General features: G+C 70.2%; 29 protein-coding genes. 13 read left to right on the forward strand and 16 right to left on the reverse strand.

All coding sequences use genetic code 11. The features are described 5' to 3' along the window. Positions 1-43 precede the first annotated feature (43 nt). From rlmN to FK219_RS07380, 3 genes are all read right to left on the reverse strand, one after another. Positions 44-1,267: a 23S rRNA (adenine(2503)-C(2))-methyltransferase RlmN gene (gene rlmN / locus FK219_RS07370; RefSeq protein WP_152583552.1), complete on the reverse strand. Its 1,224-nt coding sequence runs from the start codon at positions 1,265-1,267 to the stop codon at positions 44-46. A 108-nt stretch (positions 1,268-1,375) separates the two neighbouring features. Further along, positions 1,376-2,155: a hypothetical protein gene (locus FK219_RS07375; protein ID WP_328821643.1), complete on the reverse strand. Its 780-nt coding sequence runs from the start codon at positions 2,153-2,155 to the stop codon at positions 1,376-1,378. Further along, on the reverse strand, positions 2,152-2,793 hold the full coding sequence (locus FK219_RS07380) for a SatD family protein (RefSeq protein ID WP_152583553.1): 642 nt from the start codon (positions 2,791-2,793) through the stop codon (positions 2,152-2,154). Before FK219_RS07380 ends, FK219_RS07375 begins: the two co-directional genes overlap by 4 nt. Positions 2,794-2,874: 81 nt before the next feature. Between FK219_RS07380 and FK219_RS07385 the strand changes: the two genes are divergently transcribed. Further along, positions 2,875-4,620: a DEAD/DEAH box helicase gene (locus FK219_RS07385; protein ID WP_152583554.1), complete on the forward strand. Its 1,746-nt coding sequence runs from the start codon at positions 2,875-2,877 to the stop codon at positions 4,618-4,620. A 191-nt stretch (positions 4,621-4,811) separates the two neighbouring features. After that, a complete protein-coding gene (locus FK219_RS07390) occupies positions 4,812-5,057 on the forward strand; it encodes a hypothetical protein (RefSeq protein ID WP_152583555.1) in 246 nt (81 codons plus the stop codon). A 58-nt stretch (positions 5,058-5,115) separates the two neighbouring features. On the opposite strand, the gene argG is transcribed toward FK219_RS07390, so the two are convergent. After that, entirely contained in the window at positions 5,116-6,552 is a 1,437-nt protein-coding gene (gene argG / locus FK219_RS07395; RefSeq protein WP_152583556.1) for an argininosuccinate synthase, read from the reverse strand. 10 nt (positions 6,553-6,562) lie between these two features. Next, positions 6,563-7,507, reverse strand: coding sequence for a CPBP family intramembrane glutamic endopeptidase (locus tag FK219_RS07400; RefSeq protein WP_152583557.1), 945 nt, complete (start codon positions 7,505-7,507; stop codon positions 6,563-6,565). 433 nt (positions 7,508-7,940) lie between these two features. Here FK219_RS07400 and FK219_RS07405 point away from each other — a divergent pair, with 433 nt between their 5' ends. The 3 genes from FK219_RS07405 (at position 7,941) to FK219_RS07415 (ending at position 11,228) form a co-directional block, all read left to right on the forward strand. Continuing rightward, positions 7,941-9,236: a quaternary amine ABC transporter ATP-binding protein gene (locus FK219_RS07405; protein ID WP_152583558.1), complete on the forward strand. Its 1,296-nt coding sequence runs from the start codon at positions 7,941-7,943 to the stop codon at positions 9,234-9,236. Next, a complete protein-coding gene (locus FK219_RS07410) occupies positions 9,233-10,198 on the forward strand; it encodes an ABC transporter permease (protein ID WP_152583559.1) in 966 nt (321 codons plus the stop codon). Before FK219_RS07405 ends, FK219_RS07410 begins: the two co-directional genes overlap by 4 nt. Before the next feature lie 124 nt (positions 10,199-10,322). Then, on the forward strand, positions 10,323-11,228 hold the full coding sequence (locus tag FK219_RS07415; protein ID WP_152583560.1) for a glycine betaine ABC transporter substrate-binding protein: 906 nt from the start codon (positions 10,323-10,325) through the stop codon (positions 11,226-11,228). 69 nt (positions 11,229-11,297) lie between these two features. Here FK219_RS07415 and FK219_RS07420 read toward each other — a convergent pair whose 3' ends face one another. After that, on the reverse strand, positions 11,298-11,876 hold the full coding sequence (locus FK219_RS07420; protein ID WP_152583561.1) for an HhH-GPD-type base excision DNA repair protein: 579 nt from the start codon (positions 11,874-11,876) through the stop codon (positions 11,298-11,300). A gap of 81 nt (positions 11,877-11,957) precedes the next feature. Between FK219_RS07420 and FK219_RS07425 the strand changes: the two genes are divergently transcribed. Continuing rightward, positions 11,958-12,227 (forward strand): DUF7218 family protein, encoded by a 270-nt coding sequence (locus FK219_RS07425; RefSeq protein ID WP_152583562.1) that lies wholly within the window; start codon positions 11,958-11,960, stop codon positions 12,225-12,227. Between the two features lie 15 nt (positions 12,228-12,242). Here FK219_RS07425 and FK219_RS07430 read toward each other — a convergent pair whose 3' ends face one another. The 7 genes from FK219_RS07430 to FK219_RS07460 form a co-directional block, all read right to left on the reverse strand. Then, on the reverse strand, positions 12,243-13,247 hold the full coding sequence (locus FK219_RS07430; RefSeq protein WP_152583563.1) for a CNNM domain-containing protein: 1,005 nt from the start codon (positions 13,245-13,247) through the stop codon (positions 12,243-12,245). After that, positions 13,244-14,674 carry a hemolysin family protein gene (locus FK219_RS07435; protein ID WP_152583564.1) on the reverse strand — a complete coding sequence of 477 codons (1,431 nt, stop codon included), beginning with the start codon at positions 14,672-14,674 and terminating at the stop codon, positions 13,244-13,246. The genes FK219_RS07430 and FK219_RS07435 overlap by 4 nt, the downstream gene beginning before the upstream one ends. 80 nt (positions 14,675-14,754) lie before the next feature. Further along, complete coding sequence (locus FK219_RS07440) at positions 14,755-15,246, reverse strand: SRPBCC family protein (RefSeq protein ID WP_152583565.1); 492 nt, start codon at positions 15,244-15,246, stop codon at positions 14,755-14,757. Then, entirely contained in the window at positions 15,243-15,740 is a 498-nt protein-coding gene (locus FK219_RS07445) for an SRPBCC family protein (RefSeq protein ID WP_152583566.1), read from the reverse strand. The genes FK219_RS07440 and FK219_RS07445 overlap by 4 nt, the downstream gene beginning before the upstream one ends. Before the next feature lie 3 nt (positions 15,741-15,743). Further along, a complete protein-coding gene (locus FK219_RS07450; protein ID WP_152583567.1) occupies positions 15,744-16,088 on the reverse strand; it encodes an ArsR/SmtB family transcription factor in 345 nt (114 codons plus the stop codon). 56 nt (positions 16,089-16,144) lie between these two features. After that, positions 16,145-16,792: a hypothetical protein gene (locus FK219_RS07455; protein ID WP_152583568.1), complete on the reverse strand. Its 648-nt coding sequence runs from the start codon at positions 16,790-16,792 to the stop codon at positions 16,145-16,147. Between the two features lie 42 nt (positions 16,793-16,834). Further along, a complete protein-coding gene (locus tag FK219_RS07460; RefSeq protein ID WP_152583569.1) occupies positions 16,835-17,185 on the reverse strand; it encodes a hypothetical protein in 351 nt (116 codons plus the stop codon). A 90-nt stretch (positions 17,186-17,275) separates the two neighbouring features. Here FK219_RS07460 and FK219_RS07465 point away from each other — a divergent pair, with 90 nt between their 5' ends. Continuing rightward, entirely contained in the window at positions 17,276-17,992 is a 717-nt protein-coding gene (locus FK219_RS07465; protein WP_152583570.1) for an NAD(P)H-hydrate epimerase, read from the forward strand. Here the strand turns inward: FK219_RS07465 and FK219_RS07470 are convergent. Both FK219_RS07470 and FK219_RS07475 read right to left on the reverse strand, forming a co-directional pair. Then, positions 17,972-18,349, reverse strand: a complete 378-nt coding sequence (locus FK219_RS07470) for an HNH endonuclease (protein WP_328821644.1) — start codon at positions 18,347-18,349, stop codon at positions 17,972-17,974. The two genes, FK219_RS07465 and FK219_RS07470, sit on opposite strands and share 21 nt — an antisense overlap. A gap of 30 nt (positions 18,350-18,379) precedes the next feature. Beyond that, positions 18,380-19,174, reverse strand: a complete 795-nt coding sequence (locus FK219_RS07475) for a transglutaminase-like domain-containing protein (RefSeq protein ID WP_152583571.1) — start codon at positions 19,172-19,174, stop codon at positions 18,380-18,382. A 146-nt stretch (positions 19,175-19,320) separates the two neighbouring features. On the opposite strand from FK219_RS07475, the gene msrB reads away from it, so the two are divergent. Further along, positions 19,321-19,764, forward strand: a complete 444-nt coding sequence (gene msrB, locus FK219_RS07480) for a peptide-methionine (R)-S-oxide reductase MsrB (protein WP_152583572.1) — start codon at positions 19,321-19,323, stop codon at positions 19,762-19,764. A gap of 28 nt (positions 19,765-19,792) precedes the next feature. Here the strand turns inward: msrB and FK219_RS07485 are convergent, their stop codons facing one another. Continuing rightward, on the reverse strand, positions 19,793-20,650 hold the full coding sequence (locus FK219_RS07485) for an NADH:ubiquinone oxidoreductase subunit 4 (chain M) (RefSeq protein WP_152583573.1): 858 nt from the start codon (positions 20,648-20,650) through the stop codon (positions 19,793-19,795). 99 nt (positions 20,651-20,749) lie between these two features. On the opposite strand from FK219_RS07485, the gene FK219_RS07490 reads away from it, so the two are divergent. Genes FK219_RS07490 through FK219_RS07510 form a run of 5 tightly spaced genes read left to right on the forward strand, consistent with a single transcriptional unit; the run spans position 20,750 to position 23,970 of the window. Continuing rightward, positions 20,750-21,088 carry a PadR family transcriptional regulator gene (locus FK219_RS07490; RefSeq protein WP_152583574.1) on the forward strand — a complete coding sequence of 113 codons (339 nt, stop codon included), beginning with the start codon at positions 20,750-20,752 and terminating at the stop codon, positions 21,086-21,088. Continuing rightward, on the forward strand, positions 21,085-21,972 hold the full coding sequence (locus FK219_RS07495; RefSeq protein WP_152583575.1) for a DUF5808 domain-containing protein: 888 nt from the start codon (positions 21,085-21,087) through the stop codon (positions 21,970-21,972). Before FK219_RS07490 ends, FK219_RS07495 begins: the two co-directional genes overlap by 4 nt. Then, positions 21,969-22,280 carry a PLD nuclease N-terminal domain-containing protein gene (locus tag FK219_RS07500; RefSeq protein WP_210416792.1) on the forward strand — a complete coding sequence of 104 codons (312 nt, stop codon included), beginning with the start codon at positions 21,969-21,971 and terminating at the stop codon, positions 22,278-22,280. Before FK219_RS07495 ends, FK219_RS07500 begins: the two co-directional genes overlap by 4 nt. Then, positions 22,277-23,200, forward strand: a complete 924-nt coding sequence (locus tag FK219_RS07505; protein ID WP_152583576.1) for an ABC transporter ATP-binding protein — start codon at positions 22,277-22,279, stop codon at positions 23,198-23,200. The genes FK219_RS07500 and FK219_RS07505 overlap by 4 nt, the downstream gene beginning before the upstream one ends. Further along, positions 23,197-23,970: an ABC transporter permease subunit gene (locus FK219_RS07510; protein ID WP_152583577.1), complete on the forward strand. Its 774-nt coding sequence runs from the start codon at positions 23,197-23,199 to the stop codon at positions 23,968-23,970. Before FK219_RS07505 ends, FK219_RS07510 begins: the two co-directional genes overlap by 4 nt. Positions 23,971-24,006: the final 36 nt, after the last annotated feature.

Below are 24,006 nucleotides of genomic sequence, written 5' to 3' on the forward strand. Positions count from 1 at the left end.
AGTCGACAGTATGTCGGAACCAGCGGCCCCCGAGGTGAACAGTTCAGGCGTCGGTCGCGGCGAGCTGCCCGCAGGCCCCGTCGATCTCCTTGCCGCGGGTGTCGCGCAGAGTCGTGGGGATGCCGGCGTCGTCGATGCGGCGCACGAACTCGCGCATGACGGCGGGCTCCGAGCTCGTCCAGATGGAGCCGGGCGTCGGGTTGAGCGGGATGGGGTTGACGTGCACCCAGCCGCGCCCGCGCTCATTGAGCTTCTCGGCGAGCAGGTCGGCGCGCCACGCGTGGTCGTTCATGTCTTTGATGAGCGCGTACTCGATCGACACCCGCCGACCGGTTTTCTCGAAGTACTCACGCGCGGCGTCGAGCGCCTCGTCGACCTTCCAGCGCGAGTTGACGGGGATCAGCTCGTCGCGCAGCGTGTCGTCGGGCGCGTGCAGGGAGAGCGCGAACGTCACGGGCAGGCCTTCGTCGGCGAGCTTGCGAATGGCGGGCACGAGACCGACGGTGCTGATGGTGACGTTGCGGGCGGACATCCCGAGCCCTGTGGGCTGCGGGGCGACCATCGTGCGCACCGCGCTCATGAGGCGGTTGTAGTTGGCGAGCGGCTCGCCCATGCCCATGAAGACGATGTTGCTGACGCGCTCGGGCGTCGTCTCGCCGCGCTTCTTGCCGCCGAGCTCCCCCGAAGCGATCGCCGCGTTGGCGCGCACCACCTGGTCGACGATCTCGGCCGCCGACATGTTGCGCGTGAGCCCCGCCTGACCGGTCGCGCAGAACGGGCAGTTCATGCCGCAGCCGGCCTGGCTCGACACGCACAGCGTGATGCGGCCCGGGTAGCGCATGAGCACGCTCTCGACGAGCGCGCCGTCGTGCAGCTTCCACAGGAACTTGATGGTGTCGCCGTTGTCGGTGCGCAGGCGGCGCACCTCCGTCAGGAGCGGGGGCAGGATGCCCGCCACGAGCTCCTCACGGCCTGCGGCCGGCAGATCGGTCATCCGCTCGGGGTCGGAAGTGTGGTGCGTGAAGTAGTGGGTCGACAGTTGCTTCGCGCGGAACTTCGGCAGACCGAGGTCGACAACGGCTTTCTCGCGCTCGGCGACGCTCAGGTCGGCGAGGTGCACGGGCGGCTTGCCGCGCTTCGGCTCGGCGAACTGCAGGGCCGGGCGGCCGTCGGGGCCGAGCTTCTGCTGCCAGCCCTCCGCCTTCGGGCGAATCTGCGGTCGCTCGACCGCTGCGCCGTTGTTGCCGATACCGCGTGCAGAAGCCATGCCTTCAGGGTACGGGGCGCCACCGCGTGGCCGATGCATGCGCTCCTGGCTGCTCTCTAGGACCTAGAGGACTCCATAATAAGTCCTGCCCTGATAATGCGAGACATATCAGGCGTTCTGCGCGGCGACGATGAGCAGGAAGCCAAGCCCCGCGAGCCCCCAGCTCGTGAGACTGCCGATGAGGAACTCCTCGGCTTTGGAGCCCGTGCCGCGGTCGGCCGAGATCTCGGGGAACCGCACGATGCCCTTGGCCGCGAGCAGGGCGGCGATGAGGGTCGGGGCGCCCGCGAGCGCGAGGAGGACGATGAGCAGCCGCTCGAGCGGGCCGATGATGCGGCCGCCGAGCAGGGGGCTCGGCGCCGACTCGGCGGGTGCCGCCGTGCGCGGCTCGATGCTGCCGATCGTGCGGCTGCCGAGGCGCAGCCGCCAGCCGGAGGCCGCGGCCGGCGCACCGGCGCCTCCTCCGCGAGCGGCGGCGAGGATGGCGCGCGTCACGAGGTTCGCGGTCGTCACGAGCGAGACGGCGACGGCGAGAATCACGAGCGCAACGGTGGAGTCGAGGTCGAAGGCCGCCCAGCCGTCGAGCGGCCCGTTCGGCAGGCTCGGCCACGGGCCGGCCCAGGCACCGAGAGCGACGGCGGCGAGCAGCACCGCGACCGGCCACCACGGGGCACGGGCGTCGTCGTCGATGCGGAGGGCGAGCATCCAGACGATCGCGACGAGCGCCGCGGCGACGACGAGGGCGACCGGCAGACCGAGCGCGAGCCCGGGAGCGACGATGAGGCCGACCGCGACGAGCGCACCGACCACGGCGTGCGCGCTGCCCGGAACGCGGCGGCGCGCGATATCGCCGACCCCGACCCCGAGCAGCAGCAGTGCGGCGATCACGCGGGCACCTCTGCGAGGGCGCGATCGGCGGCGACGAGCGCGGCTGCGCCCGAGCGCCGGAGGTTCTGCGACACGGCCGATTGGCTGATGCGCTCGCGCGCGGCGAGCTCGCTCTGCGTCGCGCCGCTCAGCGTGCCCGCCGCCAGGCGACGTGCGCGAGGAGACATGGTGTCGATGAGGTGGTCGCGCAGCAGCAGGTGCGCGTTGAGAGCGCCGACCTGCGCCGCGTCGGCAGGGTCGCCCACGAGCCAGCTGCGGGCGTACGGTGCCGCGCGCTCCTGGTCGCGCTCCACCTTCTCGAGGGCCTCCCGTGCGCGCCACCAGGCCGAGCCGTCGTAGATGGGCCCGCGATCACCCTCGCCGACCTCGCGCATGTCGCCCTCCCCCAGGCCGAACCGGCAGTCGACCTCGATCGGCAGCGCGAGCCGCACGAGCGCGGTCGCGCGCGCGGCGTCGGCGGCCGTCGCGAAGACGGCCTGGAACTCGTCGCCGACCGTGGCCCACAGCGGCACCGCGACGGGAATGTCGCGGGCAGCGGCCTGAAAGGCGTCGAGGATGGCGGACTGCGCGTGCGCGCGGTCCGCGAGCGCACGCGAGTCGACGATGTCGACGAGCAGCGCCACGCGAGTCTCGGCCATGTCATAAGTCTAGCAGTGATATTGGCCTAAATATAAGTCGTTCCGCGCGGGCGTGGGTGGGCACCGCGTACCGTTAGGGGTATGACGCCTCCAGAGAACTCCGCCACGACCGAGGCCGATTCCGCCCCGACCACCGTTCCCTTCACCGAGCTCGGCCTCAGCGACGCCGTGCTCGCCGCGCTGCGCGACGTGGGGTACGAGCATCCCAGTGCCATTCAGGCGGCGACCATTCCGCCGCTGCTCGCCGGTCGCGACGTCGTCGGCCTCGCCCAGACCGGAACCGGCAAGACCGCCGCCTTCGCCCTGCCGATCCTCTCGCGCCTGGACATGGCGCAGAAGACGCCGCAGGCCCTCGTGCTCGCCCCCACGCGCGAGCTCGCGCTGCAGGTCTGCGAGGCGTTCGAGAAGTACGCAGCCCACCTGCCCGGCGTGCACGTGCTGCCCGTCTACGGCGGGCAGGGGTACGGCGTGCAGCTCTCGGCCCTGCGCCGCGGCGTGCACATCGTCGTCGGCACGCCCGGCCGCATCATGGACCACCTCGACAAGGGCACGCTCGACCTCACGGCCCTCAAGTACCTCGTGCTCGACGAGGCCGACGAGATGCTCAAGATGGGCTTCGCGGAAGACGTCGAGACGATCCTCGCCGACACGCCCGACGACAAGCAGGTCGCGCTCTTCTCGGCGACGATGCCCGCCGCGATCCGCCGCATCTCGCAGCAGCACCTGAACAACCCGCAAGAGATCACCGTCAAGACGAAGACGACGACCTCGGCCAACACGAGCCAGCGCTACCTCGTGGTCTCCTACCAGCAGAAGGTCGACGCCCTCACGCGCATCCTCGAGGTCGAGAACTTCGAGGGCATGATCATCTTCGTCCGCACCAAGAACGAGACCGAGACGCTCGCCGAGAAGCTGCGCGCTCGCGGCTACTCGGCCCAGGCGATCAACGGCGACGTGCAGCAGGTGCAGCGTGAGCGCACGGTCGAGCAGCTCAAGTCGGGCACCCTCGACATCCTCGTCGCCACCGACGTCGCGGCGCGCGGCCTCGACGTCGAGCGCATCAGCCATGTCGTCAACTTCGACATTCCCACCGACACGGAGTCGTACGTGCACCGCATCGGCCGCACGGGTCGCGCGGGCCGCAGCGGCGCCGCGATCAGCTTCGTGACCCCGCGCGAGCGCCGGCTGCTCGACGCGATCGAGCGTGCGACGCGGCAGCCGCTCACGCAGATGCAGCTGCCGACCGTCGACGACGTCAACGCCACGCGCCTCGCCCGCTTCGACGAGGCCATCAGCGAGGCGCTCACGAACGGCGAGCTCATGAGCGTCTTCCGCGACATCATCGGCCACTACGTCGAGCACCACGACGTGCCGGAGGCCGACGTGGCCGCCGCGCTCGCGGTCGTCGCCCAGGGCGGCACCTCCCTGCTGCTCACAGAGGACGACATGCGCCCGCCCCGCATGGAGCGTGACGATCGGGATGCCCGGGGCGCCACCCGCACGGATCGCGCCGAGCGCGGCGAGCGACCGCCGCGCCGCGGCAACGGCCCCGCGCTCGCCCCCTACCGCATCGAGGTCGGCCGACGCCACCGGGTGGAGCCGCGCCAGATCGTCGGAGCGCTCGCCAACGAGGGCGGCCTCAGCCGCGAAGACTTCGGCGCGATCGACATCAAGCTCGACTTCTCCGTCGTCGAGCTGCCGGCGTCGATGCCGCCCGCCACGCTCAAGAAGCTCGAGGCGACGCGCATCAGCGGCCGCCTCATCGAGCTCAAGCCCGACCGCGGGCCCCGGAAGCCGCGCACCAAGCGCCCCGCGCGCACGGACTGACGCCTACGGGAAGACACCCCGTCTGAGGCACAGCCGAATGCCCGATTCGGCCTCACGACGCGGCTGCGCCGTACTCTGTCGCACACGCGCCGTCAAGTCCCTTCTACCCCCTTTCGGGGGGTACTACAGTGTGGGCACATCGTTCCCACCGCGCGACAGGTGGGCGCCGCGCAGAAGCAGGGGGAAACGCCATGACAACCATCACCGACAAGCGCGAGTCGACGACGACCGCGCGCACGCCGCTCGTCCAGTGGAAGGTTGTGCCGCACTCTCCGGCGCTCGTCCTCATCGGATACTGCGGCGAGGAGCCGTCCGCGATCATCGAGCGCGACAACGGTCAGCGCTATCGACTCGTCAGCTGCCGCGGAGCCGAACTGGGGTCTTTCGAGACCATCAGCGACGCCCAGGCCTCCTTCGAGGAGAGTCTGCGCAGCTGACGCATCCGGCGGCCGCGTCGAGAGGGGGCTCACGGCGCGGCCGCCACTCCTCGTCTACTCAGTCGGTGCCGGTGTCGAACGCCGCACCCCCGCCGGCGGCGTCGAAGGCCTCGCTCAACGCGTCGCGGGCATCCGGATCAGCGGGGTCGAAGACCTCGTCAGCGTGACCTGCCGTGATGCGGCCGACAAGCTTGGCCGTGGCGCCGCCGATCATGCGCGCAGCGGCATACTGCTCGAGGCGCGCGCGGGAGTCGGCGATGTCGAGGTTGCGCATAGTGAGCTGACCGATGCGATCCGTCGGGCCGAAGGCCGCGTCGCCGACGCGCTCCATGGAGAGCTTCTCACCGGCGTAGGAGAGCGCGGGGCCGTCGGTGTCGAGGATCGTGTAGTCCTCACCGCGACGCAGGCGCACCGTGACCGTGCCGGTGACGCCCGAGCCGACCCACTTCTGGATGGACTCGCGCAGCATGAGGGACTGCGGGTCGAGCCAGCGCCCCTCGTACATGAGACGACCCAGGCGACGGCCCTCCGCGTGGTAGTTCGCGATGGTGTCCTCGTTGTGGATCGCGTTGAGTAGGCGCTCGTAGGCGAGGTGCAGCAGCGCCATCGCGGGCGCCTCGTAGATGCCGCGGCTCTTCGCCTCGATAATGCGGTTCTCGATCTGGTCGCTCATGCCCAGGCCGTGCCGGCCACCGATCGTGTTGGCCTCCATCACGAGGTGCACGGGGTCTCCGTACTCGACGCCGTTGATCGCGACCGGGCGGCCCTCCGCGAACTCGATCGTGACGTCCTCAGTCGGAATCTCGACCGACTCGTCCCAGAACTTGACGCCCATGATCGGCTCGACCGTCTCGAGTGAGACGTTCAAGTGCTCGAGGGTCTTCGCCTCGTGCGTCGCGCCCCAGATGTTCGCGTCAGTCGAGTACGCCTTCTCGGCAGAGTCGCGGTACGGCAACCCGTGCGCGACGAGCCACTCGCTCATCTCCGTGCGACCGCCCAGCTCGGTGACGAACTCGGCGTCGAGCCAGGGCTTGTAGATGCGCAGGCGCGGGTTGGCGAGCAGACCGTAGCGGTAGAAGCGCTCGATGTCGTTGCCCTTGTAGGTGCTGCCGTCGCCCCAGATGTCGACGCCGTCCTCCTTCATGGCCTGCACGAGCATGGTGCCGGTCACGGCGCGGCCGAGGGGCGTCGTGTTGAAGTACGCGCGGCCGCCGGAGCGGATGTGGAAGGCGCCGCAGGCCATCGCGACGAAGCCCTCTTCGACGAGAGCCTCCTTGCAGTCCACGAGGCGGCTGATCTCAGCGCCGTACTCAGTCGCGCGGCCCGGCACCGACTCGATGTCGTCCTCGTCGTACTGCCCCAGGTCGCCCGTGTAGGTGCAGGGCACCGCGCCCTTGTCGCGCATCCAGGCGACGGCGACGGAGGTATCGAGCCCTCCGGAGAAAGCGATGCCGACGCGTTCGCCGACGGGTAGGGAAGTCAGAACTTTAGACACGCCTTCCACCCTAACGGCGCGTGAGCGGGCTCCCGTCCGCCTCCGCAGCACCGGGCTCGACCCGCTCGGCCGCCTCGCGCGGTGAGAACTTGCCCGTCAGCGCGAGCACGACGACGAGCACGAGCGGCACGATCCACCCGCTCCAGCCCAGAACGGTCGCCTGGGTCGTGTCGATCACCTCTCCCGCGGCGACGAACACGATCGAGAAACCGGCGGCGGCATTGAACGCTCCGTGCGCGAGGGCGGGCGCCCACACGCTTCCCGAGCGCAGACGCAACCAGCTGAACACCGCTCCGATGAGGATGCACATGCCGCACATCATCACGACTCCGAGCCAGCCCGGCGCGAGCGGGTAGTTGTAGCCCAGCAGCACGAGAGGCGCGTGCCACAGGCCCCAGATGACGCCGGAGAGCAGAATCGCCGGCAGCACCCCGAGCGGCAGGAGCTTCGGCAGCAGCCACCCGCGCCAGCCGAGCTCCTCTCCCATCGCGGGGATGAGGTTGAGGAAGGCGCCGATGAGCACATTGACGAACTGCAGGGCGACGAGCACGCCGATCGGGAAGGGCAGCGCGGGCGCACCCGTGGCCTCAAGCTGGGCATCCGTAACCGCCTGGAAGCCGCTGAAGCCCACGAAATCGGCCGGATACACGCCCAGGAGCGCGCCGATCGGCAGAGCCACGAGGATGAGCGCGACCGGCACGACGATCGCGAGAGCGAGATAGCCGAGGAACCGGCCGGGGCGCCCGATCGGCCACAACCCGAGCGCGTGGGCCCGCCGTGCGGGCTTCTCGACGAAGAACACGACCACGAGCGCGGCGATCGCCGGCGTCGCCATCATGAGCAGGGCGATGAGCCCGAAGAACGGACTCGCGAGGCCGTCGCCGAACCTCAGCGGCAGGGCCACGAGCCAACTGAGCCCGAAGGCGAGGGTGAGGAAGATCAGGACGTTGCGCATGGCGACCAGAGTGCCGGGAAGGGCGCCACGGGGCATCCGTCGTCCGGGGGAGATAGTGCGTGCGTGGCCTGCGAGCATCACGATCAGATAACAACGAGAGGCGATTTTCTTGCCCCTCGCGGCCACTCGATACGCATCATGGTGCGGATGCGGGCCTCCGCGAGGCCCTCGTCGCCAGTTCGCACGAGGCCCTCGCACCCTGTTAGCGTCCCCGCTGTCCCACGGTGTCGCGTCCGACACGGCCGGTTCGGGACCATCCGCCCCCACGTCCACGCGCGGCACCGAAGTACGAAGCCGCACGTCACGCGTTTGAGAGCGGAAGCCACCGACGGCTTTCCTGCACGGCGCGTGCACCCTGTATCGCGCCGCGCCTCTCGACGCTCGGACTACTGATCCAAGACCTCACGCTCATCGCGGCGAGGCACAGGAGACCGTGACTGACGAGATCGCGTTGAAGGCCGAAGGTCTGTACAAGATCTTCGGGCGCCGCAGCACCGAAGCCCTCCGACACTTGCGCGATGGCGGCGCGAGCGCCGACCTGGACTCCGACACGACCGCCGCCGTCATCGACGCCGGCTTCGAAGTCAAGCGCGGCGAGATCTTCGTCGTCATGGGCCTCTCCGGCTCCGGCAAGTCCACGCTCATCCGCATGCTCAACGGGCTGCTCACCCCGACTGCCGGCGCGGTGGAGATCGGCGGGGAGCCCCTCACGGGCATCCCCGCGCGCCGCCTGCGCACCCTGCGTCAGAAGCGCGTCTCGATGGTCTTCCAGCACTTCGCCCTCCTGCCCCACCGCACCGTGCTCGAGAACGTGGCATACCCGCTCGAGATCCGCGGCGACTCGCGCGCGGCGCGCCTTGAGGCTGCACGCAAGACGATCGAGCTCGTCGGCCTCGGCGACTGGGCCGAGTCGATGCCCGACGAGCTCTCCGGCGGCATGCGCCAGCGCGTCGGCATCGCCCGCGCTCTCGTCGCCGACACCGACGTCCTGCTCATGGACGAGGCGTTCAGCGCGCTCGACCCGCTCATCCGCCGCGAGATGCAGGAGCAGCTGCTCGAGCTCCAGGAGACGCTCGGCAAGACCATCGTCTTCATCACGCACGACCTCAACGAGGCGATGTTCCTCGGCGACCGCATCGCCGTCATGCGGGACGGCCGCATCGTGCAGGTCGGCACGCCGGAGGACATCCTCACCGACCCCGCCAACGACTACGTCGAGCAGTTCGTCCAGGATGTCGACCGAGCCCGCGTGCTCACCGCGTCGAGCGTCATGGAGCCCGCGAAGGGCGTGGCGCTCGCGAGCGCCGGGCCGCGCGCGGCGCTGCGCACCATGCGGGACGAGCAGATCTCTGCCGCGTTCGTCGTCGGTCGCGACCGCCGCCTCCTCGGTGTGATCTCCGATCGGGATGCCCTGCAGCTCGTCCGCTCGGGGGCCACCGATCTGACGAGCGCCGTGAGCGACGACTACTCGGCCGTGGAAGCCTCGACGGCGCTCCTCGAGCTCGTCGTCCCCTCGGTGGAGTCGCCCCTGCCGCTCGCCGTCACGGATGAGAAGGGGCGCCTTCTCGGCGTCGTGCCGCGCATCACGCTCCTCATCGCCCTGGGCGGCGCCCAGGCTCCTACGGAGGAGATCGCGGTGCTCGAGCCGCCGCTTCCCGTCGCGATGGTCGACAAGGCGCTGCAGGACTCGTCCGATGGGCAGACCACCGCGAAGGAGGTGCGCTCATGACCGATCTCTTCCGCATTCCCTTCGGTGACTGGATCGAGGGCGGCGTCGACTTCGTCGTCGACAACTTCGCCGCGTTCTTCGGCGTCCTGCGCAGCATCTTCCTCGGCATGTACGACGCCATCGGCTGGGTGCTCGTCACACCGCCGTTCTGGGTCATCATCATCGCCGTCGCCGTGGTCGCGCTCTTCGCGCGCGGCTGGCTCTTCGCTCTCGGGTCGACGCTCGGTCTGCTCTTCATCGTGTCGGTCGACCAGTGGGTCAACGCGATGGACACGCTCGCACTCGTCCTCGTCGCGGCCTTCATCGCGACGGTGATCAGCGTGCCGCTCGGCATCGCGGCGGCCCGCACGACGACGTTCTCGACGATCATGCGCCCCGTGCTGGACTTCCTGCAGACGATGCCCGCCTTCGTCTACCTGATCCCGGCGCTCCTGCTCTTCCGGGTCGGCGTCGCCCCCGGCATCGTCGCGACGATCATCTTCGCGCTCGCCCCCGGAGTGCGACTGACCGAGCTCGGTATTCGCGGCGTCGACAAGGAGGTCGTGGAGGCCGGGCGCGCGTTCGGCTCCTCGCCCGGTCGCATCCTGCGCCAGATCCAGTTGCCGCTCGCACTGCCGACGATCATGGCCGGGGTCAATCAGATCATCATGCTGTCGCTGTCGATGGTCGTCATCGCCGGCCTCGTCGGCGCGGGTGGACTCGGTGGCGAGATCGTCGCGAGCCTCGGGCGTCTCGACACGGCCCTCGGCGCCGAAGCGGGCCTTGCCGTCGTCGTGCTCGCCATCCTGCTCGACAGGCTCACCGGCGCCTTCGGGCGCAAGCAGGGGCTGTATGCGCGCCTCCGGGCCGCGAACGCTGCTCGGCAGCGCACGGGTGCCCGCAACGAGACGCCCGCGGAGACCGACGACGAGGCCTCGGTCGCCATGGCTGCCGGCCCTCGCCGCTCCCCCGGCGGTAACTGACCCCAGAGACCCCCAGAGACCCGCGTTCGCGCACCAGCGCGAGCGTGCGTGCCGCCCTCGGTGACCCGAGGGCGACCACGTGAACGACCGCGGGAGATCCCCGCAGGTCACGAAAGGAGACACTATGACGAAGCGCCGCAACGCGCTCCTGGCCGCCTCGGCGGCCGCCGCTCTCGTGCTCGCCGGTTGCGCCGGCGAGACCGGTGAGAACGGCAGCAACGGCGACGAGGGCTCGCCCGAGTCGCAGGGCTCGATCACCCTCGCCGTCTTCAACGGCTGGGACGAGGGCATCGCGACCTCCGAGCTGTGGAAGGCCGTTCTGGAGGATGAGGGCTACGACGTGACCCTCGAGTACGCCGATGTCGCCCCGCTCTTCGCGGGTCTCTCGACGGGCGACTACGACTTCACGACCGACGTCTGGCTGCCCGGCACCCACGCCGAGTACGTCGAGGAGTTCGGCGAGGACATGACCGACCTCGGCTCGTGGAACGAGAACGCCGCGCTGACCGTGGCCGTGAACGAAGATGCACCCATCGACTCCCTGACGGAGCTCGCGGAGAACGCCGACGCCTTCGGCAACCAGATCGTCGGCATCGAGCCCGGCGCTGGCCTCACGGCCGCCATGGAGGACGCCGTCATCCCGAACTACGGCCTCGACAGCATGGAGTTCACCACGTCGTCGACCGCCGCGATGCTCACCGAGCTCGAGGCTGCGACGAACGCCGGCGAGAACGTCGTCGTGACGCTGTGGGAGCCGCACTGGGCCTACGGTGCGTTCCCGATCAAGAACCTCGAGGACCCTGAGGGTGCTCTGGGTGATGCTGAGGGTCTGCACATCTTCAGCCGCACGGGCTTCGACAGCGACTTCCCGCAGGTCGCCGACTGGCTCAGCAACTTCGAGATGTCGCTCGAGCAGCTCTACGACCTGGAGAACCTCCTCTTCGTGGACAACGACACCGACGACTACGGCCCCCTCGTGGACCAGTGGATCGCCGACAACCAGGAGTACGTCGACTCGCTCACCGAGTAGGACGCCTCTCCTCACGAACGCCGGTCGCCCTCGGGCGGCCGGCGTTCGTGCATCCGGAACCGTGACGCCCTACGCCGAGGCCTTCTTCGCAGCCTTCGCGGCGCGCTTGTTCTCTCGCACCTCGGCGAGTGTCTCCGGGCTCGTGATGTCGGCGACCGAGCGGCGCGCGCCCTCGACTCCGTAGTCGCCCGAGGCCTCGCGCCACCCCGGCGCCTCGAGGCCGTACTGCTTGCCGAGCAGGGCGAGGAAGATGCGCGCCTTCTGCTCGCCGAAGCCCGGCAGTGCCTTCAGGCGCTTCAGCACCTCGCCACCGTCGGGCTCGCCGCGCGTCCAGATCGCCGCGGCGTCGCCGCCCCACTCGCCTACGAGCTGGGCGCACAGCGTCTGGATGCGCGCCGCCATCGAGCCCGGGAACCGGTGGACGGCGGGCGTCTGCGCGCACAGCGCAGCGAACTGCTCGGGATCGTGCTCGGCGATGGCGCGGGCATCGAACGCGCCGAGTCGTTCCCGGATCTTCGCGGGCCCCGCGAAGGCGACCTCCATCGCGACCTGCTGGTCGAGCAGCATGCCGACCAGGAGCGCGAGCGGTTCGGTGGACAGCAGGCGGTCGGCGTCAGTGTCTCCGGTGATGTGCAGTTCCTTCGTCATGCCTCCATGGTCGCACCTGAGTGCCCCACCCGGGACTCTCGCTAGGGTGCTCCCGACCGCACGACCGAGGGAGGTACGACCATGCCCGCGAACAACGACAACCCGAGCCTCAAGAACCCCGAGCTGTACGAGAAGCTGCGCGACGACGGCGCATCCAAGGAGAAGGCGGCTCGCATCTCCAACGCCGCGGCGCGCGACGGCGAGAGCACGGTGGGGTCGCGCGGAGGCGACTCGCCGCCCTACGAGGAGTGGACGGTGGGGGAGCTTCGCGACCGCGCGCGCGAGCTCGACCTGAGCGGCTACAGCGACCTGCGCAAGGACGAGCTCATCGAGCTGCTGCGCTCGCACTAGCCCTACTGCGCGCGGCTACACCGACTGCGGCAGAACGCGCCTTAGGACATCTGCGAGGGTCACGACCCCGAGCATCCTCTGCCCATCCATGACGACCGCGAGCTGCACGCTCGCCTCGCGCATGCCCGACATCACCTCGTACACGGGGGTTCCCGCAGCGATCACGTACGCAGGCCGCGCGGTCGCAGCCGCCGGGGACTCCGCCGACGCGAGCAGCGTGTCGCGCACGTGCACGACCTCGGGCGCACCGCTCTCCGCCTCGAGGAGGATGCGCAGGTGGCCCGACGCCATCGCAACCTCCTGCACGTCGGCGACGGTCGCACTCGCCGGCACCGAGGTCGGCGGGGCGTCCGACGAGACGAGCGACTCGACCATGAGCGACTGCAGGTCGATGATGCCGCTGATCTGCCGGCGGAACTCCGGCTCCAGCACACCGGCCTTCGCCGAGTGCTCCACAAGATGCCGGATCGTGTCGGCATCCTGCCCGCCGACCGCCGCGCGGTCGGCAGGCTCGACGCCCGTCGCCGCGACGAGCCGGTTGGCGATCGCATTGACCCAGCGCAGCAGCGGGCGGAAGACGTTGACGAAGAATCGCGAGGGTACGCCGATGATGCGCGCCGACAGCTCGGGGTGCGCGATCGCCCATGACTTCGGCGCCATCTCCCCTACCACGAGGTGCAGGAACGTCACGAGCAGCAGGGAGAGGGCGAACGCGGTGGCATCGGATGCCCATTCCACGAGCCCCCACGAGGTGAACAGCGGGCCCAGCCACGCGTCGACGGCGGGTTTCGTGACCGCTCCGAGCGCGAAGGTGCACGCCGTGATGCCGAGCTGCGCGACGGCGAGCATCATCGTGAGCTCGTTGACGCCCTTGAGCGCCGCGCGAGCCGACCGGCTCGTCGTCGCCTGCTCCTCCAGCCGATGGCGTCGAGCGCCGAGCAGCGAGAACTCGATGACGACGAAGAACGCGCTCAGCGCGATGAGCGCGACCGTCGCGGCGAAGACGACCCAGCCGTTCATCGGTCTGCCCCCTCGGTCTCGCGCGGGTCATCCGCGTCGTCGGGCGCGGGTGGAGCATCCGCGTCGTCGGGGCGGCCGGGTGTCTCGATGAGGCGCACCCGCACCTCGCTCGGCACGTGGCGGTCGACCTCGAGCACGTCGACCTCGAGGTGGCGAGTCGGCGGGTGGTCTTCCACGAGATCGGCGCCGTCGATCGGCAGCTCGACGGTCACGGTGTCGCCAGCCGCGGGAAGCTCGCCTCGCGCCGCGATGAGCAGGCCGGCGATGGTCTCGTAGTCGCCGCGCGGCAGGTCGTGCCCCACCGCGCGCTCGACCTCGTCGACGTGCACGTCGCCGTCCATGAGCCACACGTCGTCGCCATCGGGCACCACGAGCTCGCTGACATCCTGATCGTGCTCGTCCGTGATCTCGCCGATGACCTCCTCCGCGAGGTCTTCGAGCGTGAGGACGCCCGCGAAGCCGCCGTACTCGTCGATCACGCAGGCGAGCTCATTGCGTGTCGTCGTGAGCTGCGTGAGGGCGTCGGGCAGTCGCATGAGGGTGGGCAGCACGATCGTGGGGCGCATGAGCTCCGACACGGGCGTCTCGCCGTCGAGGGCCGTCTCGAGAACGTCGATGAGGTGGATGACGCCGAGCGGCTGCTCGTCGTCACCGATCACCGGGTAGCGGGTGTGGGCCGTCGCCATGAGCTCGCGAATCTCGGTGAGCGTCGTACCGGGGCGGGCGATGTCGACCTGCGAGCGCGGAATCATCGCGTGCTCGACGTCCTGCTGCGGGAAGTCGAGGATGCGGTCGAGCATGAGTGAGAGCTCTTCCGGCAGGTCACCGCTCGTGCGGGAGTCGCCGATGATGCGCTCCAGGTCGACGGCTGTCGCGCTCGAGTCGACATCGTGCACGGGCTCGATGCGCAGCGCCTTGAGCAGCAGGTTCGCCGAGGCGTCGAACACGGTGATGAGCCAGCCGAAGACGGCGAGGTAGATCGTGGTCGAGCGCGCCAGCCAGCGTGCGAGGGGCTCGGCATTCGCGATCGCGAGGTTCTTGGGGAAGAGCTCGCCGAAGATCATCTGCACGACGGTCGCGACGACGAGGGCGAGCACCGTACCGACGGTGATGCTCACGGCGGCCGGCACGCCGACGCCGCCCAGCAGGCGCCCGAGGGACTCGCCGACGAGCGGCTCGGCGACATAGCCGACGAGCAGGCCGGTGATCGTGATGCCGAGCTGAGCACCCGAGAGCATGAAGGAGTTGCGCTTCGTGACCGCGAGCGCGCGCCCCGCAGCCTTGTCACCGTCGGCCGCGCGCGCCGCGAGGCGCACTCGGTCAACCGACATGTATGCGAACTCCTGCGCGACGAAGTAGCCGTTCGCGGCGATGATCACGAGGATCACGACGACGCCGACGAGCAGCGTCACGAGCGTTTCGAGCACGAGTGCGGGCCTCCGGCCGAGTCAGCAATACCCCGACTGTATCGACCACGACCCGAGAAACGGGCGAGAACTCGCGGCGGTCAGCCCTCGGCGAGGATCGCGTCGGCCTGGCTCATCGCCTGACGCATCCCCTCCTCCATGCCCATCGCCGCGAGCTCCTCGAGCGACTCGAGGCTCGGGAAGGTCGATACGAGGGTCTGGCACGTGCGCCGCTCGTCCACCGGTTCGAGCGTCACGACCGCGTGCGTCACGGGCATGTCCGGGTGCGGCTGCCCGTCGTCGGCTGCGAAACCGTCGTCGAAGGCGAGCATGCGCGGAGCATCCACCGCTGTCACGGTCCACCAGCCGCCCGCGATCGTGCCGTCCGGGCCGGTCATGTGGTAGTTCACAGTGCCGCCCTCGTGCAGCTCGTGCCGCGTGAAGGTCGCCGGCCACTCCGGCGGCCCCCACCAGCGCTCGAGCTTGCGCGGGTCGGCCCACAGCTGCCACACGCGGTCGACGGGAGCGTCGAACTCCGCGACGAAGGTGAGGGTGAGTGCCGTGGTGTCTTTCTGCACATCGATGACGGTCATGAGTTGCCTTTCGAGGGTGAGAGCAGGTCGTCGATCTGGGAGATGCAGGCGATGAAGCCCTCGAAGGCGCCGAACTCGCGCGCCCCCTCGAACGCTTCGTCGCTGTCGAACGTGCACACGAGGGTCATGCGGCTGCCGTGCTCGGTCGACTCGAACGTCACGACCGTGCGGTTGTCGGGCTCGCCCTCCCCGCCTTCGCTCGGCACGAACACGTCGGTGTATACGATCTCGCGCGGTTCCTCGATGCTGTGGAAGACGAGGTGCCCGTCCAGCCGCTCGCCGTCCTCATCGCCGACCATGCGGTAGAGCACGCGGCCGCCGGGCGCGAACTCGAACTCGCTGATCGTCACCGGGTACCCGGGCGGGCCCCACCAGCGCTCGAGCTTCTGCCGGTCCTCCCAGACCTGCCACAGCCGGTTGACGGGGGCGTCGAATTCGGCGACGAACGTCATGGTGCGCGCAGAGGCGTCCTTGTCGGTACGCACGATGGTCATGATTCAGGGCCCTTCTTCGTCGAGGATGCTCGCAATACGGTCCACCCGGTGGCGCCACAGCTGCTCGTACCGGTCGAGCAGCTGCTGAGCGCGCCGCAGTCGTTCGAGCTCGGCGTGCACGATTTGCTGCCGACCGTCGCGCTCCTTGCGCACGAGCGCGGCCTTCTGCAGCACCGCCACGTGCTTCTGCACGGCGGCGAAGCTCATGGCGTAGCGCTCGGCGAGCGCACTCACCGACTGCTCGCGCTCGATCACTCGCGCGACGATGTCGCGGCGAGTGCGGTCGGCGAGGGCGTGGAAGATCGCATCGACGTCCGCGTCGCTGAGCTCGTGCGTTCGTGTAACCATATGGTTGTACGTTAGCGCTGAGCGCTCACGTGCGCAATACCCGCTAATGAGTGGGGTCAGTCCCTCTCGACGTCGACCTCGGGGGTTGGCGCATCCGGGGACGACGAGCGCCCTGCGCGATCGCCGAGCACGATCGCGAGCACGCCGAGCCCGACGAGCGCCGCGACTGACGCGATGCCGTTCACCGCGACAGCGACGTACCCGAAGACTTCGAGCACCTGGCGCGACAGGACGGCGGCGATCGCTGTTGCCGCGTAAAGCAACGCGATGACGCCGAACGCGATCGCGGGCGCCCAGTTCCAGGGCCGAGGCACGACCGCGAGACGGCCGATGCGCTCGACGGCGACGAGCGCGAGGGCGAACTGCAGAACCAGGATGACCTGGCCGACGACCACGACGGCATCGAGCTGCCCGCCCATGGGCACGAGGGTCGCGTTCACGACCCAGCCGACGACGAGCGTCGCGGCGAGAGCGCAGAGCGCGATCGTGCCCGTGGGGCGGAGCGCCGTGACGCTGCCGGAGCCCCTCACGCCCACCGCGAAGACCACGAGCGCCGCCGCCAGCAGGAGGGCGCGTACGAGGCCGCCATCCGGCAGGAATCCGCCCGCTCCCGCGTCGAGCACGACGACGAGCAGGACGAGCGCCCCGCCCACCGTCCACGCGCGTTGGGTGTCGAGGGCATCAGTGTTCGGACGATCACTCATGATCACTCCAGCGTACTGATCGCGGCAGGTCCCTGCGCGAGGCTACTTCTTGAGCGCCTTGATGATGCTCGTGAACGCTCGCCCTCCGACCCAGAGCACGGGGATCGACACAGCGAGCAGCGCGATGAGGTTCGGCTTGAAGGCAGGCCCGTCAGGCCCCGGCTGGTAGACACCGATCGGGATGCTCGCCCCACCGCCGCCGCCCCCGGCGGACGACTCGCCCTCGTCGTTCTCGGAGCCCGCTCCGAAGCCGAACCAGGTGAGCGCGACCGGCGTGACCTTCGTGCCGCCGATGTCGATCGGCTCGCCGTAGGCGGTGCCGATGCCGAGCTTGGAGACGCTGTCGGCGAGGTGGTCGACGGTCGTGGGCGGGTTCGCAGGTGTCGGAGTCATGCCCCCACTCTTGCCCTGCCCCGCACCCGGGTCAAGGGAGCATCAGCCACTTCGAAGCGAGTGAGCCCGCACGCCGGTAGCCTCGGCGTCATGCGCGCGCAGCCGTTCCCCGAGCACCTCACCGGCTGGACCGCCGAGCAGGTGCGGGCCGCCGAGGCTCCCCTGCTCGCGGCTGGCGAACCTCTCATGCGGCGGGCGGCCGCGGCCCTCGCGGAGGTCGTGCGCGACGTGCTGCGCGACCGCGCTAGGGCCGTCGAGCAGGGGCCGGGCATCCTCGTTCTCGCAGGGTCTGGAGACAACGGCGGCGACGCACTGTTCGCCGCGGCCGAGCTCGCCGGTAAGGGCGCCCGCGTGAGCGTGATCGAGACGGGTAGTCGCGTTCATGAGGGGGCAGCCGCGGCGGCCCGCGCGGCCGGAGCGCGATGGGTGCAGCTCGACGACGGCCTCGACCACGCGGCGCACGATGCGGCCGTCATCCTCGACGGCATCCTCGGCATCGGCGGCGACTCCCCCGCACTGCGGTGCGATGCGCGCACAGCAGTCGCGCGCCTCCGCGAGCTGCTGCACCTCGATGACCCCGCGATCGTCAACCTGAACAGGGATGCCCGTGCCGGCCGCCCGGCGATCGTCGCCGTCGACCTGCCGAGCGGCGTGCACGCCGACGACGGCTCGGTGCCCGACCCGACGGTGCTGCCCGCCGACGTGACGGTCACGTTCGGCGCCGTCAAGGCGGGGCTGCTGCGCGAGCCCGCCGCGCGCTACGCGGGCGAGGTGCGGCTCGTCGAGCTAGGGCTCGAGCGCGCCTGAGGGTGCTGGCGCCTCGATCTCGAGCAGCGCGGCGCGCACCTGCACGAGCCGGGTAAGGAAGGCGCGCTCGTCAAGCTTCTTGCGGCGCATCCAGCTCGTCGCCTCGTCGTTGCTCTTGCTCGCATTGCACGGGCCGCACGCGGGCACGATGTTGTCGAGCGTGTAGCGGCCGCCGCGCGCGATGGGCTGCACGCAGTCGCGCTGCAGAGGGCGGTCGGTCGCGCCGCAGTAGGCGCAGCCGCCCCACAGCTCGCGCAGGCTCGCCCACTGCGCGGGGCTCAGGTCGTGCTCGACCGCGGCCATGCGGCGCTTGCGGCGTCGCGCGGCCTTCGCCTGGCGTGAATTCGGGTGCGGCACACCGCCAGGGTACGAAGGTGCAGGGCTGTTCTACCCGAGCGACACGAGCTCGGTCACGTCGTCGCGCGGCAGGACGTCGACCACGGCGGTGACGGTGAGGTCGTCGAGCTCGGTGGCGGCACCGTGGATGCTGAGGAACGCCGTGTCGGAGGCATCCCGCCCGGTCGCGATGCGCACGAGCGACGATCGGGGCGCGAGGGTCGTCGCGTCGACGACGCACCAGCGCCCGTCGATGGCGGCTTCGGCGACGGCGTGGAAGTCCATGGGCGAGAGCCCAGGCGCGTAGACGGAGGCGAGGCGCGCGGGCACGTTGAGCGCGCGCAGCAGGGCGACGACGAGGTGCGCGTAGTCGCGGCAGACCCCCTCCCCGGCGAGCAGCGTCTGCACAGCGCCGTCGGTCGGCAGGCTCGACCCGGGCACGTACTGCAGCCGCTCCCCCACCCATGAGCTGACGCCGAACAGCAGGTCGGTGCGGCTGAGGCCGTAGAACTCGCGAATCGCGGTCGGGGCGAGCGAGTCAGACTCGCAGTAGCGGCTCGGGCGCAAGTACACGACCTCGTCGAGCGGCGTCACGGAGAGCGGGTCGGCGCGGCCGTCGACGGTCGCCCGGTAGCTCACGCGCACATCGCCTTCCGTGACGTCGAGCAGGTGCAGGCGCGTGCCGTGCGGGTCGGCGATCTCGGTCACCTCGACCGGTCGGCCGTCCTGCGTCACCTCGAGGTGCTCGTCGAGCATCGCGGTCGGCGCCTGCGCGGCGATCGAGAGCACGAGGCGCGCGGGGCCGCTCGCGGTGAGGGCCATCTCGGCGGTGGAGTGTCGACGCATCCGGCGATCATGTCAGGGCTGCCTCCATTGGCTCGGAGGGAACGCGCAGTCTGAGAGTTTCGCCGGAGCGGGAACCACGCAAAGCCCGGCGCGGTTGACTCGAGTGGTGCCGCGGCCCGCGGCACGAGCATCCTCAGGAGGACCCCATGTCGCAGGAGTACCGCGCCACCGCCGACGCCGTCAGCCGGCTCACGCCGATCCAGTTCAAGGTCACGCAGAAAGACGGCACCGAGCCGGCCTTCCGCAACGAGTACCACGACAACAAGCAGCCCGGTCTCTACGTCGACGTCGTCTCCGGTCAGCCGCTGTTCACCTCGCTCGACAAGTTCGACAGCGGCACCGGATGGCCCAGCTTCACGAAGCCCATCGACGCGAGCGCTATCACGACGCGCAGCGACCGCACCCTGTGGATGACGCGCACCGAGGTGCGCTCGAGCGGTGCCGACAGCCACCTCGGCCACGTCTTCGACGACGGACCGCGCGAGGCCGGCGGCCTGCGCTACTGCATGAACTCGGCCGCGCTGCGCTTCATCCCCGTCGACGAGCTCGAGGCCGAAGGGTACGGCGAGTACCGGCAGCTCTTCGCGTAGGGAGCGGAGCGCGTTCAGCGCAGCGCGTTCAGCGGAGCCCGAGCTCGACCGAGAGCTCGGTGCGGATGTGCTCGCGCAGCGCCACGAGCTCCGGGCACTGGTCGAAGAAGCGCAGCTTCTGCGCGGCAACCGTCGGTCCCTCGGCGGCATCCTCGATGACGTAGGTCATGAACGACTCGGCGAGGTCCTCCCCCAGGTTTGTCGCCGCGTAGTCGCTCACGAAGTCCTCCTCGTAGGTCTCGTAGAACTGCCACGCGAGGTCGGGGTCGAGGTTCTCCACGTCGACAGCGTCGGGGTAGCCCGCCCAGAAGGTGTCGTAGAACGCCGTGAGGTAGCTGTCGTCGGCCGTGCACCCTTCGAGAAGAGCGAGCGTCGGGCACGCCGCGTCCGTCACGAACTCGCCATCATCGAAGCTGAACACGTGCGCGTACTCGTGGATGAGCGTCGCGACGAGAAGCTGCGGGTCGTCGGCGACGGCGAGGTTGACGGCGAGGGTCCAGTACTGGGGGTCGGCGTCCTGGTAGACGTAGGCGAGCGTGTCGCTGTCGGGGGCGTCTCCGGCGCGGTACTGGATGATCGACTCGCCCGCCACGTCGGTGCCCACCATGCGCACGAACAGTTCCCACACCTCGGCGGCCACACCGCTCACCGCAGGCTCGAGCGTGCCGTCAGCGAGCACGTCGTAGACCTGCACGTCGCCGAAATCCTCATCCGGCTCGGTCGGAACCCCGGAGGTGTCGGCGTGCTGAGCGGGCTCGTCGAGCGCCCACTCGACCGCCGCGACAACCGCGCGTTCCGCCGCGGGGATCGCAAGCCCCACCCCGACGCCGATGACGACTGCGAGGCCGACGACGACGGCGGCGACCGGGGCGATGATGCGGCTCATGAGGGGAGACTAGCGGCGACCTGCGCGGTCGTCGGCCACCTTGCCCCGAGCAGACAGCGAGCTTGACGTCAACTACCTTGCACTGCAAGGATGCATGTCGTGCCCACTAGTGATCGCGCCGTGCAGCTGCGCAAGGGCGTCATCGAGCTCGCGATCCTGGCCGTGCTCGACCGCGAGGAGTGCTACGCGATCGAGATCATCGACCGGCTCGGCGCCTATCCGGCCCTCGCCGCGACTCCCGGCACCGTATACCCCCTGCTCGCGCGCCTCACCAAGGCCGATCTCGTCGGCACGCGCTGGGCTGAATCGCCCGGTGGCCCGCCCCGCAAGTACTACCGGCTGACAGCGGCAGGCCGCACCTCCCTTGCCGACGGCGCCACCGCCTGGGTCGAGCTGCGCGGCGCCATGACAGAGATTCTCGGAACGGACGCACCATGACCGCCACCTACCTGCGCAGCGTGCGCACGCACCTCCGCGAACTCCCCACCGCCGATCGCCGCCGCGCGATGGAGGCGCTCAGCGCGCAGCTCGACGAACTCGCCGACGCGGGCATCGACCCCCGCGACGCTCTCGGCGAGCCGGCCGACTTCGCCGCACACCTCCACGATGCCCTGGAGGGGGATGCCCCCACCGACGCCGCGCAGTGGCGGGTGCTCGGCGTGCCCGTCGACACGCGCGGACCGATCGACGCCGACGTTCGCGCCCGCACCTGGGACCCTACGAACCCGCGCCTGGTCGTACCGCGACTGTTCGGGGCCGGGTGGACGCTCAACCTCGGCGCCGTCGCCGTGCGCCTCGGCCTGCTGCGGCCCGACGACATCAGTGACGACGTGATCGAGCGCATACCCTCAGGCCATGTCCGGGTGGCGCGCAGTGCTCCGCTCCTCATCGCGGGAGCTGCGGCGACCGCGCTCGCCCTCTCCTGGCGGTCTCTGCCCGGGCGAGTGCCCTCCGGATTCGACCTCGGCGGCCGCACCCGAAGCCGCACCTCCCGCGCGAGCCTGCTCGCCGTCCTGGCGCTCGGAGCCCTGCCCGCCCTGTGGGCACAACGACCGACATCCACCGTCGACGACACCCTGGTGCGGGCCGCGAGCGCCACCTCCCTCGCCGTGCTCTCCGCCGGCACCGTGGCCGCCGTCATCGCCCAGGCGCGCGCACCCCGGGCACGGTGGGGGCTGCTCGTGCCCGCCTCCCTCCCGCTCGCCGTCGCCGCGTCTCTCACCGTCATCGTTGCGCCGGTGCGCGCCGGGCTCCGCCGAGCGTGGAGTCGAGCATCCGCCACCCCGCCCCACACCACCACCGGCCACCCGGAGAACCCGTGAACACCGACCTCACGAGCCTCCCCACTGCGGCGCTCGTCGCCCTCGTCGTCGCGATCGTCGTGCAGCTCGCCCTGCAGATCACCGCGCTCATCCGCCTCTATCGCACCCCTCGCGACCGCATCGTCTTCGACCGGAAGTGGCCGTGGGTGCTCATCATCCTGCTCGTCAACATGGTCGGCGCCATCGTGTTCCTCATCGCCGGTCGGCGACCCGCCGCGGTCGACGACTCCGCCACCGCCCACCGCGCGGAGGGCGACAGCGTGCGACGCACCGTGCAGAGCCTGTACGGCGAGGACGACCGCTCATGACGGCCGCGGTCGAGATCACCCAGCTCGTGAAGACTTACGGACGGCATCGGGCGCTCGACGGGCTCGACCTGCGCGTCGAGGAAGGCTCCGTACACGGGTTCCTCGGCGCGAACGGGGCCGGCAAGACCACCGCCCTGCGCATTCTGCTCGGCCTCGCCCGGCAGACCTCAGGGGGCGTTCGCGTGCTCGGTCAAGAACCCGGCAGCGCCTCCGTGAGCCCCCGCATCGGCTACTGCCCCGACGTGCCCGGCTTCTTCTCCTGGATGACCGCTCGCGAGGTGCTCGAGAGCAGTGCCCGTCTCTTCGGCCTGCCGACGGGTACGACGCGTCGACGGATCGACGAACTGCTCGAGCTCACGGGCCTCCGCGGCGTCGACGCGCGCGTCGGCGGCTACTCGCGCGGCATGCGGCAGAGGCTCGGCATCGCCCAGGCGCTCATCAACTCGCCGGCCCTGCTCGTCCTCGACGAGCCGACCTCCGCACTCGATCCGCTCGGTCGACGCGTCGTCCTCGACCTCCTCGCCGAGCTGCGAGGCCGCACGACCGTGCTCTTCTCCACCCACCTGCTGCCCGACGTCGAGCGCGTGTGCGACACCGTCGCCATCATCGATCACGGGCGAGTGCTCACCGCGGGGTCTCTCGCGCACGTGCGCACCGCTTTCGGGGGTGTGCAGGCGCGCATCGACGTCGACGTGGACGACCCGGCCCGACTGCGCGACGCACTCGAGGGCCTGCCGTGGATCGTCACCATCGACGAGACGGCGCCCGGCATGCTCGCCCTCACCGTCACCGACCTCGACGAGGCACAGACCCGGCTGCCCGCCGAAGTCGCTGCCCTGGGTCTCAGGCTGCGCCGCGTGGAGCAGCGCGATGCGAGCCTCGAAGACGTCTTCGTCGGCATGGTGGGAGTGCAGCGATGACCGCGAGCACGGCACTGCTCAGTCTGCGCGCTCGAGAGATCGCCCGCACGTGGCGCCTCTGGGTGCTGCCGACCGTTATCGTGTTCCTCGCCGCCACGGGCCCCGTGATCGTGCGATTCACGAGGGAGATCCTCGCCGCAGCCCTCGGCGCCGAGGAGGCCGCGGCGATTCCATGGCCCGACCCGACCGCGAGCGACGCCTCAGCACAATGGGCGAGCGACCTCACGCAGCTCGTCGTCTTCGTCGTCGTCGTCATGGCCGCAGGCGCCATCAACGCCGAGGTGCGATCGGGCGTCGCCGCGATCCTGCTCGTCAAGCCCGTGTCGCGCACCACCTACGTGCTCACCCACGCGGCCTCCCTGCTGGGCTTCATCGCCCTCGCCGGTCTGCTCGGTGCCCTCGTTTCGTGGGCCGCCACCTCGCTGACGTTCGGCGCGGTCGACCTCGCCCCCACCCTCGGTGCGACTGCCGTGTGGGTCGTGCTGGCCGCCGTGCTCGTCGCGGCGTCGCTGCTCGCCTCCGCGGCGATCGACGCCGTCGCGGGTGCCGCCGGAGTGGGCATCGGCGTGTACTTCCTGCTCGCGCTCCTCAGCATCGTGCCACACTTCTCCGACTACACCCCCGCGGGCCTCATCAGGGTGACGACAGAGGTGGCGACGGGAACCCAGCAGCTCGACGCCACGCTGTGGTGGCCGGTCGGCACGGGCATGCTGCTCACCATGGGCCTGATCGCTGCTGCCGTGCTCGTCTTCCGACGCCGGGAGATCTGACCCGCGCGGCACGGCACTCCCTGGAGCGCGCACCAG

The organism is Microcella pacifica (assembly GCF_009371975.2).
GTDB classification, from domain to species: Bacteria; Actinomycetota; Actinomycetes; order Actinomycetales; family Microbacteriaceae; genus Microcella; species Microcella pacifica.

What these genes read in the sequence shown, in the direction of transcription:
- FK219_RS07485 (WP_152583573.1), bottom strand. Translation starts at nt 20,650, where the DNA reads ATGAGCCGCATCATCGCCCCGGTCGCCGCCGTCGTCGTCGGCCTCGCA.
- FK219_RS07390 (WP_152583555.1), top strand. Translation starts at nt 4,812, where the DNA reads ATGACAACCATCACCGACAAGCGCGAGTCGACGACGACCGCGCGCACG.
- FK219_RS07495 (WP_152583575.1), top strand. Translation starts at nt 21,085, where the DNA reads ATGACCGCCACCTACCTGCGCAGCGTGCGCACGCACCTCCGCGAACTC.
- FK219_RS07445 (WP_152583566.1), bottom strand. Translation starts at nt 15,740, where the DNA reads ATGACCATCGTGCGTACCGACAAGGACGCCTCTGCGCGCACCATGACG.
- FK219_RS07505 (WP_152583576.1), top strand. Translation starts at nt 22,277, where the DNA reads ATGACGGCCGCGGTCGAGATCACCCAGCTCGTGAAGACTTACGGACGG.
- FK219_RS07450 (WP_152583567.1), bottom strand. Translation starts at nt 16,088, where the DNA reads ATGGTTACACGAACGCACGAGCTCAGCGACGCGGACGTCGATGCGATC.
- FK219_RS07420 (WP_152583561.1), bottom strand. Translation starts at nt 11,876, where the DNA reads ATGACGAAGGAACTGCACATCACCGGAGACACTGACGCCGACCGCCTG.
- FK219_RS07430 (WP_152583563.1), bottom strand. Translation starts at nt 13,247, where the DNA reads ATGAACGGCTGGGTCGTCTTCGCCGCGACGGTCGCGCTCATCGCGCTG.
- FK219_RS07410 (WP_152583559.1), top strand. Translation starts at nt 9,233, where the DNA reads ATGACCGATCTCTTCCGCATTCCCTTCGGTGACTGGATCGAGGGCGGC.
- FK219_RS07460 (WP_152583569.1), bottom strand. Translation starts at nt 17,185, where the DNA reads ATGACTCCGACACCTGCGAACCCGCCCACGACCGTCGACCACCTCGCC.
- rlmN (WP_152583552.1), bottom strand. Translation starts at nt 1,267, where the DNA reads ATGGCTTCTGCACGCGGTATCGGCAACAACGGCGCAGCGGTCGAGCGA.
- msrB (WP_152583572.1), top strand. Translation starts at nt 19,321, where the DNA reads ATGTCGCAGGAGTACCGCGCCACCGCCGACGCCGTCAGCCGGCTCACG.
- FK219_RS07415 (WP_152583560.1), top strand. Translation starts at nt 10,323, where the DNA reads ATGACGAAGCGCCGCAACGCGCTCCTGGCCGCCTCGGCGGCCGCCGCT.
- FK219_RS07440 (WP_152583565.1), bottom strand. Translation starts at nt 15,246, where the DNA reads ATGACCGTCATCGATGTGCAGAAAGACACCACGGCACTCACCCTCACC.
- FK219_RS07385 (WP_152583554.1), top strand. Translation starts at nt 2,875, where the DNA reads ATGACGCCTCCAGAGAACTCCGCCACGACCGAGGCCGATTCCGCCCCG.
- FK219_RS07465 (WP_152583570.1), top strand. Translation starts at nt 17,276, where the DNA reads ATGCGCGCGCAGCCGTTCCCCGAGCACCTCACCGGCTGGACCGCCGAG.
- FK219_RS07455 (WP_152583568.1), bottom strand. Translation starts at nt 16,792, where the DNA reads ATGAGTGATCGTCCGAACACTGATGCCCTCGACACCCAACGCGCGTGG.
- FK219_RS07380 (WP_152583553.1), bottom strand. Translation starts at nt 2,793, where the DNA reads ATGGCCGAGACTCGCGTGGCGCTGCTCGTCGACATCGTCGACTCGCGT.
- FK219_RS07425 (WP_152583562.1), top strand. Translation starts at nt 11,958, where the DNA reads ATGCCCGCGAACAACGACAACCCGAGCCTCAAGAACCCCGAGCTGTAC.
- FK219_RS07400 (WP_152583557.1), bottom strand. Translation starts at nt 7,507, where the DNA reads ATGCGCAACGTCCTGATCTTCCTCACCCTCGCCTTCGGGCTCAGTTGG.
- FK219_RS07510 (WP_152583577.1), top strand. Translation starts at nt 23,197, where the DNA reads ATGACCGCGAGCACGGCACTGCTCAGTCTGCGCGCTCGAGAGATCGCC.
- FK219_RS07475 (WP_152583571.1), bottom strand. Translation starts at nt 19,174, where the DNA reads ATGCGTCGACACTCCACCGCCGAGATGGCCCTCACCGCGAGCGGCCCC.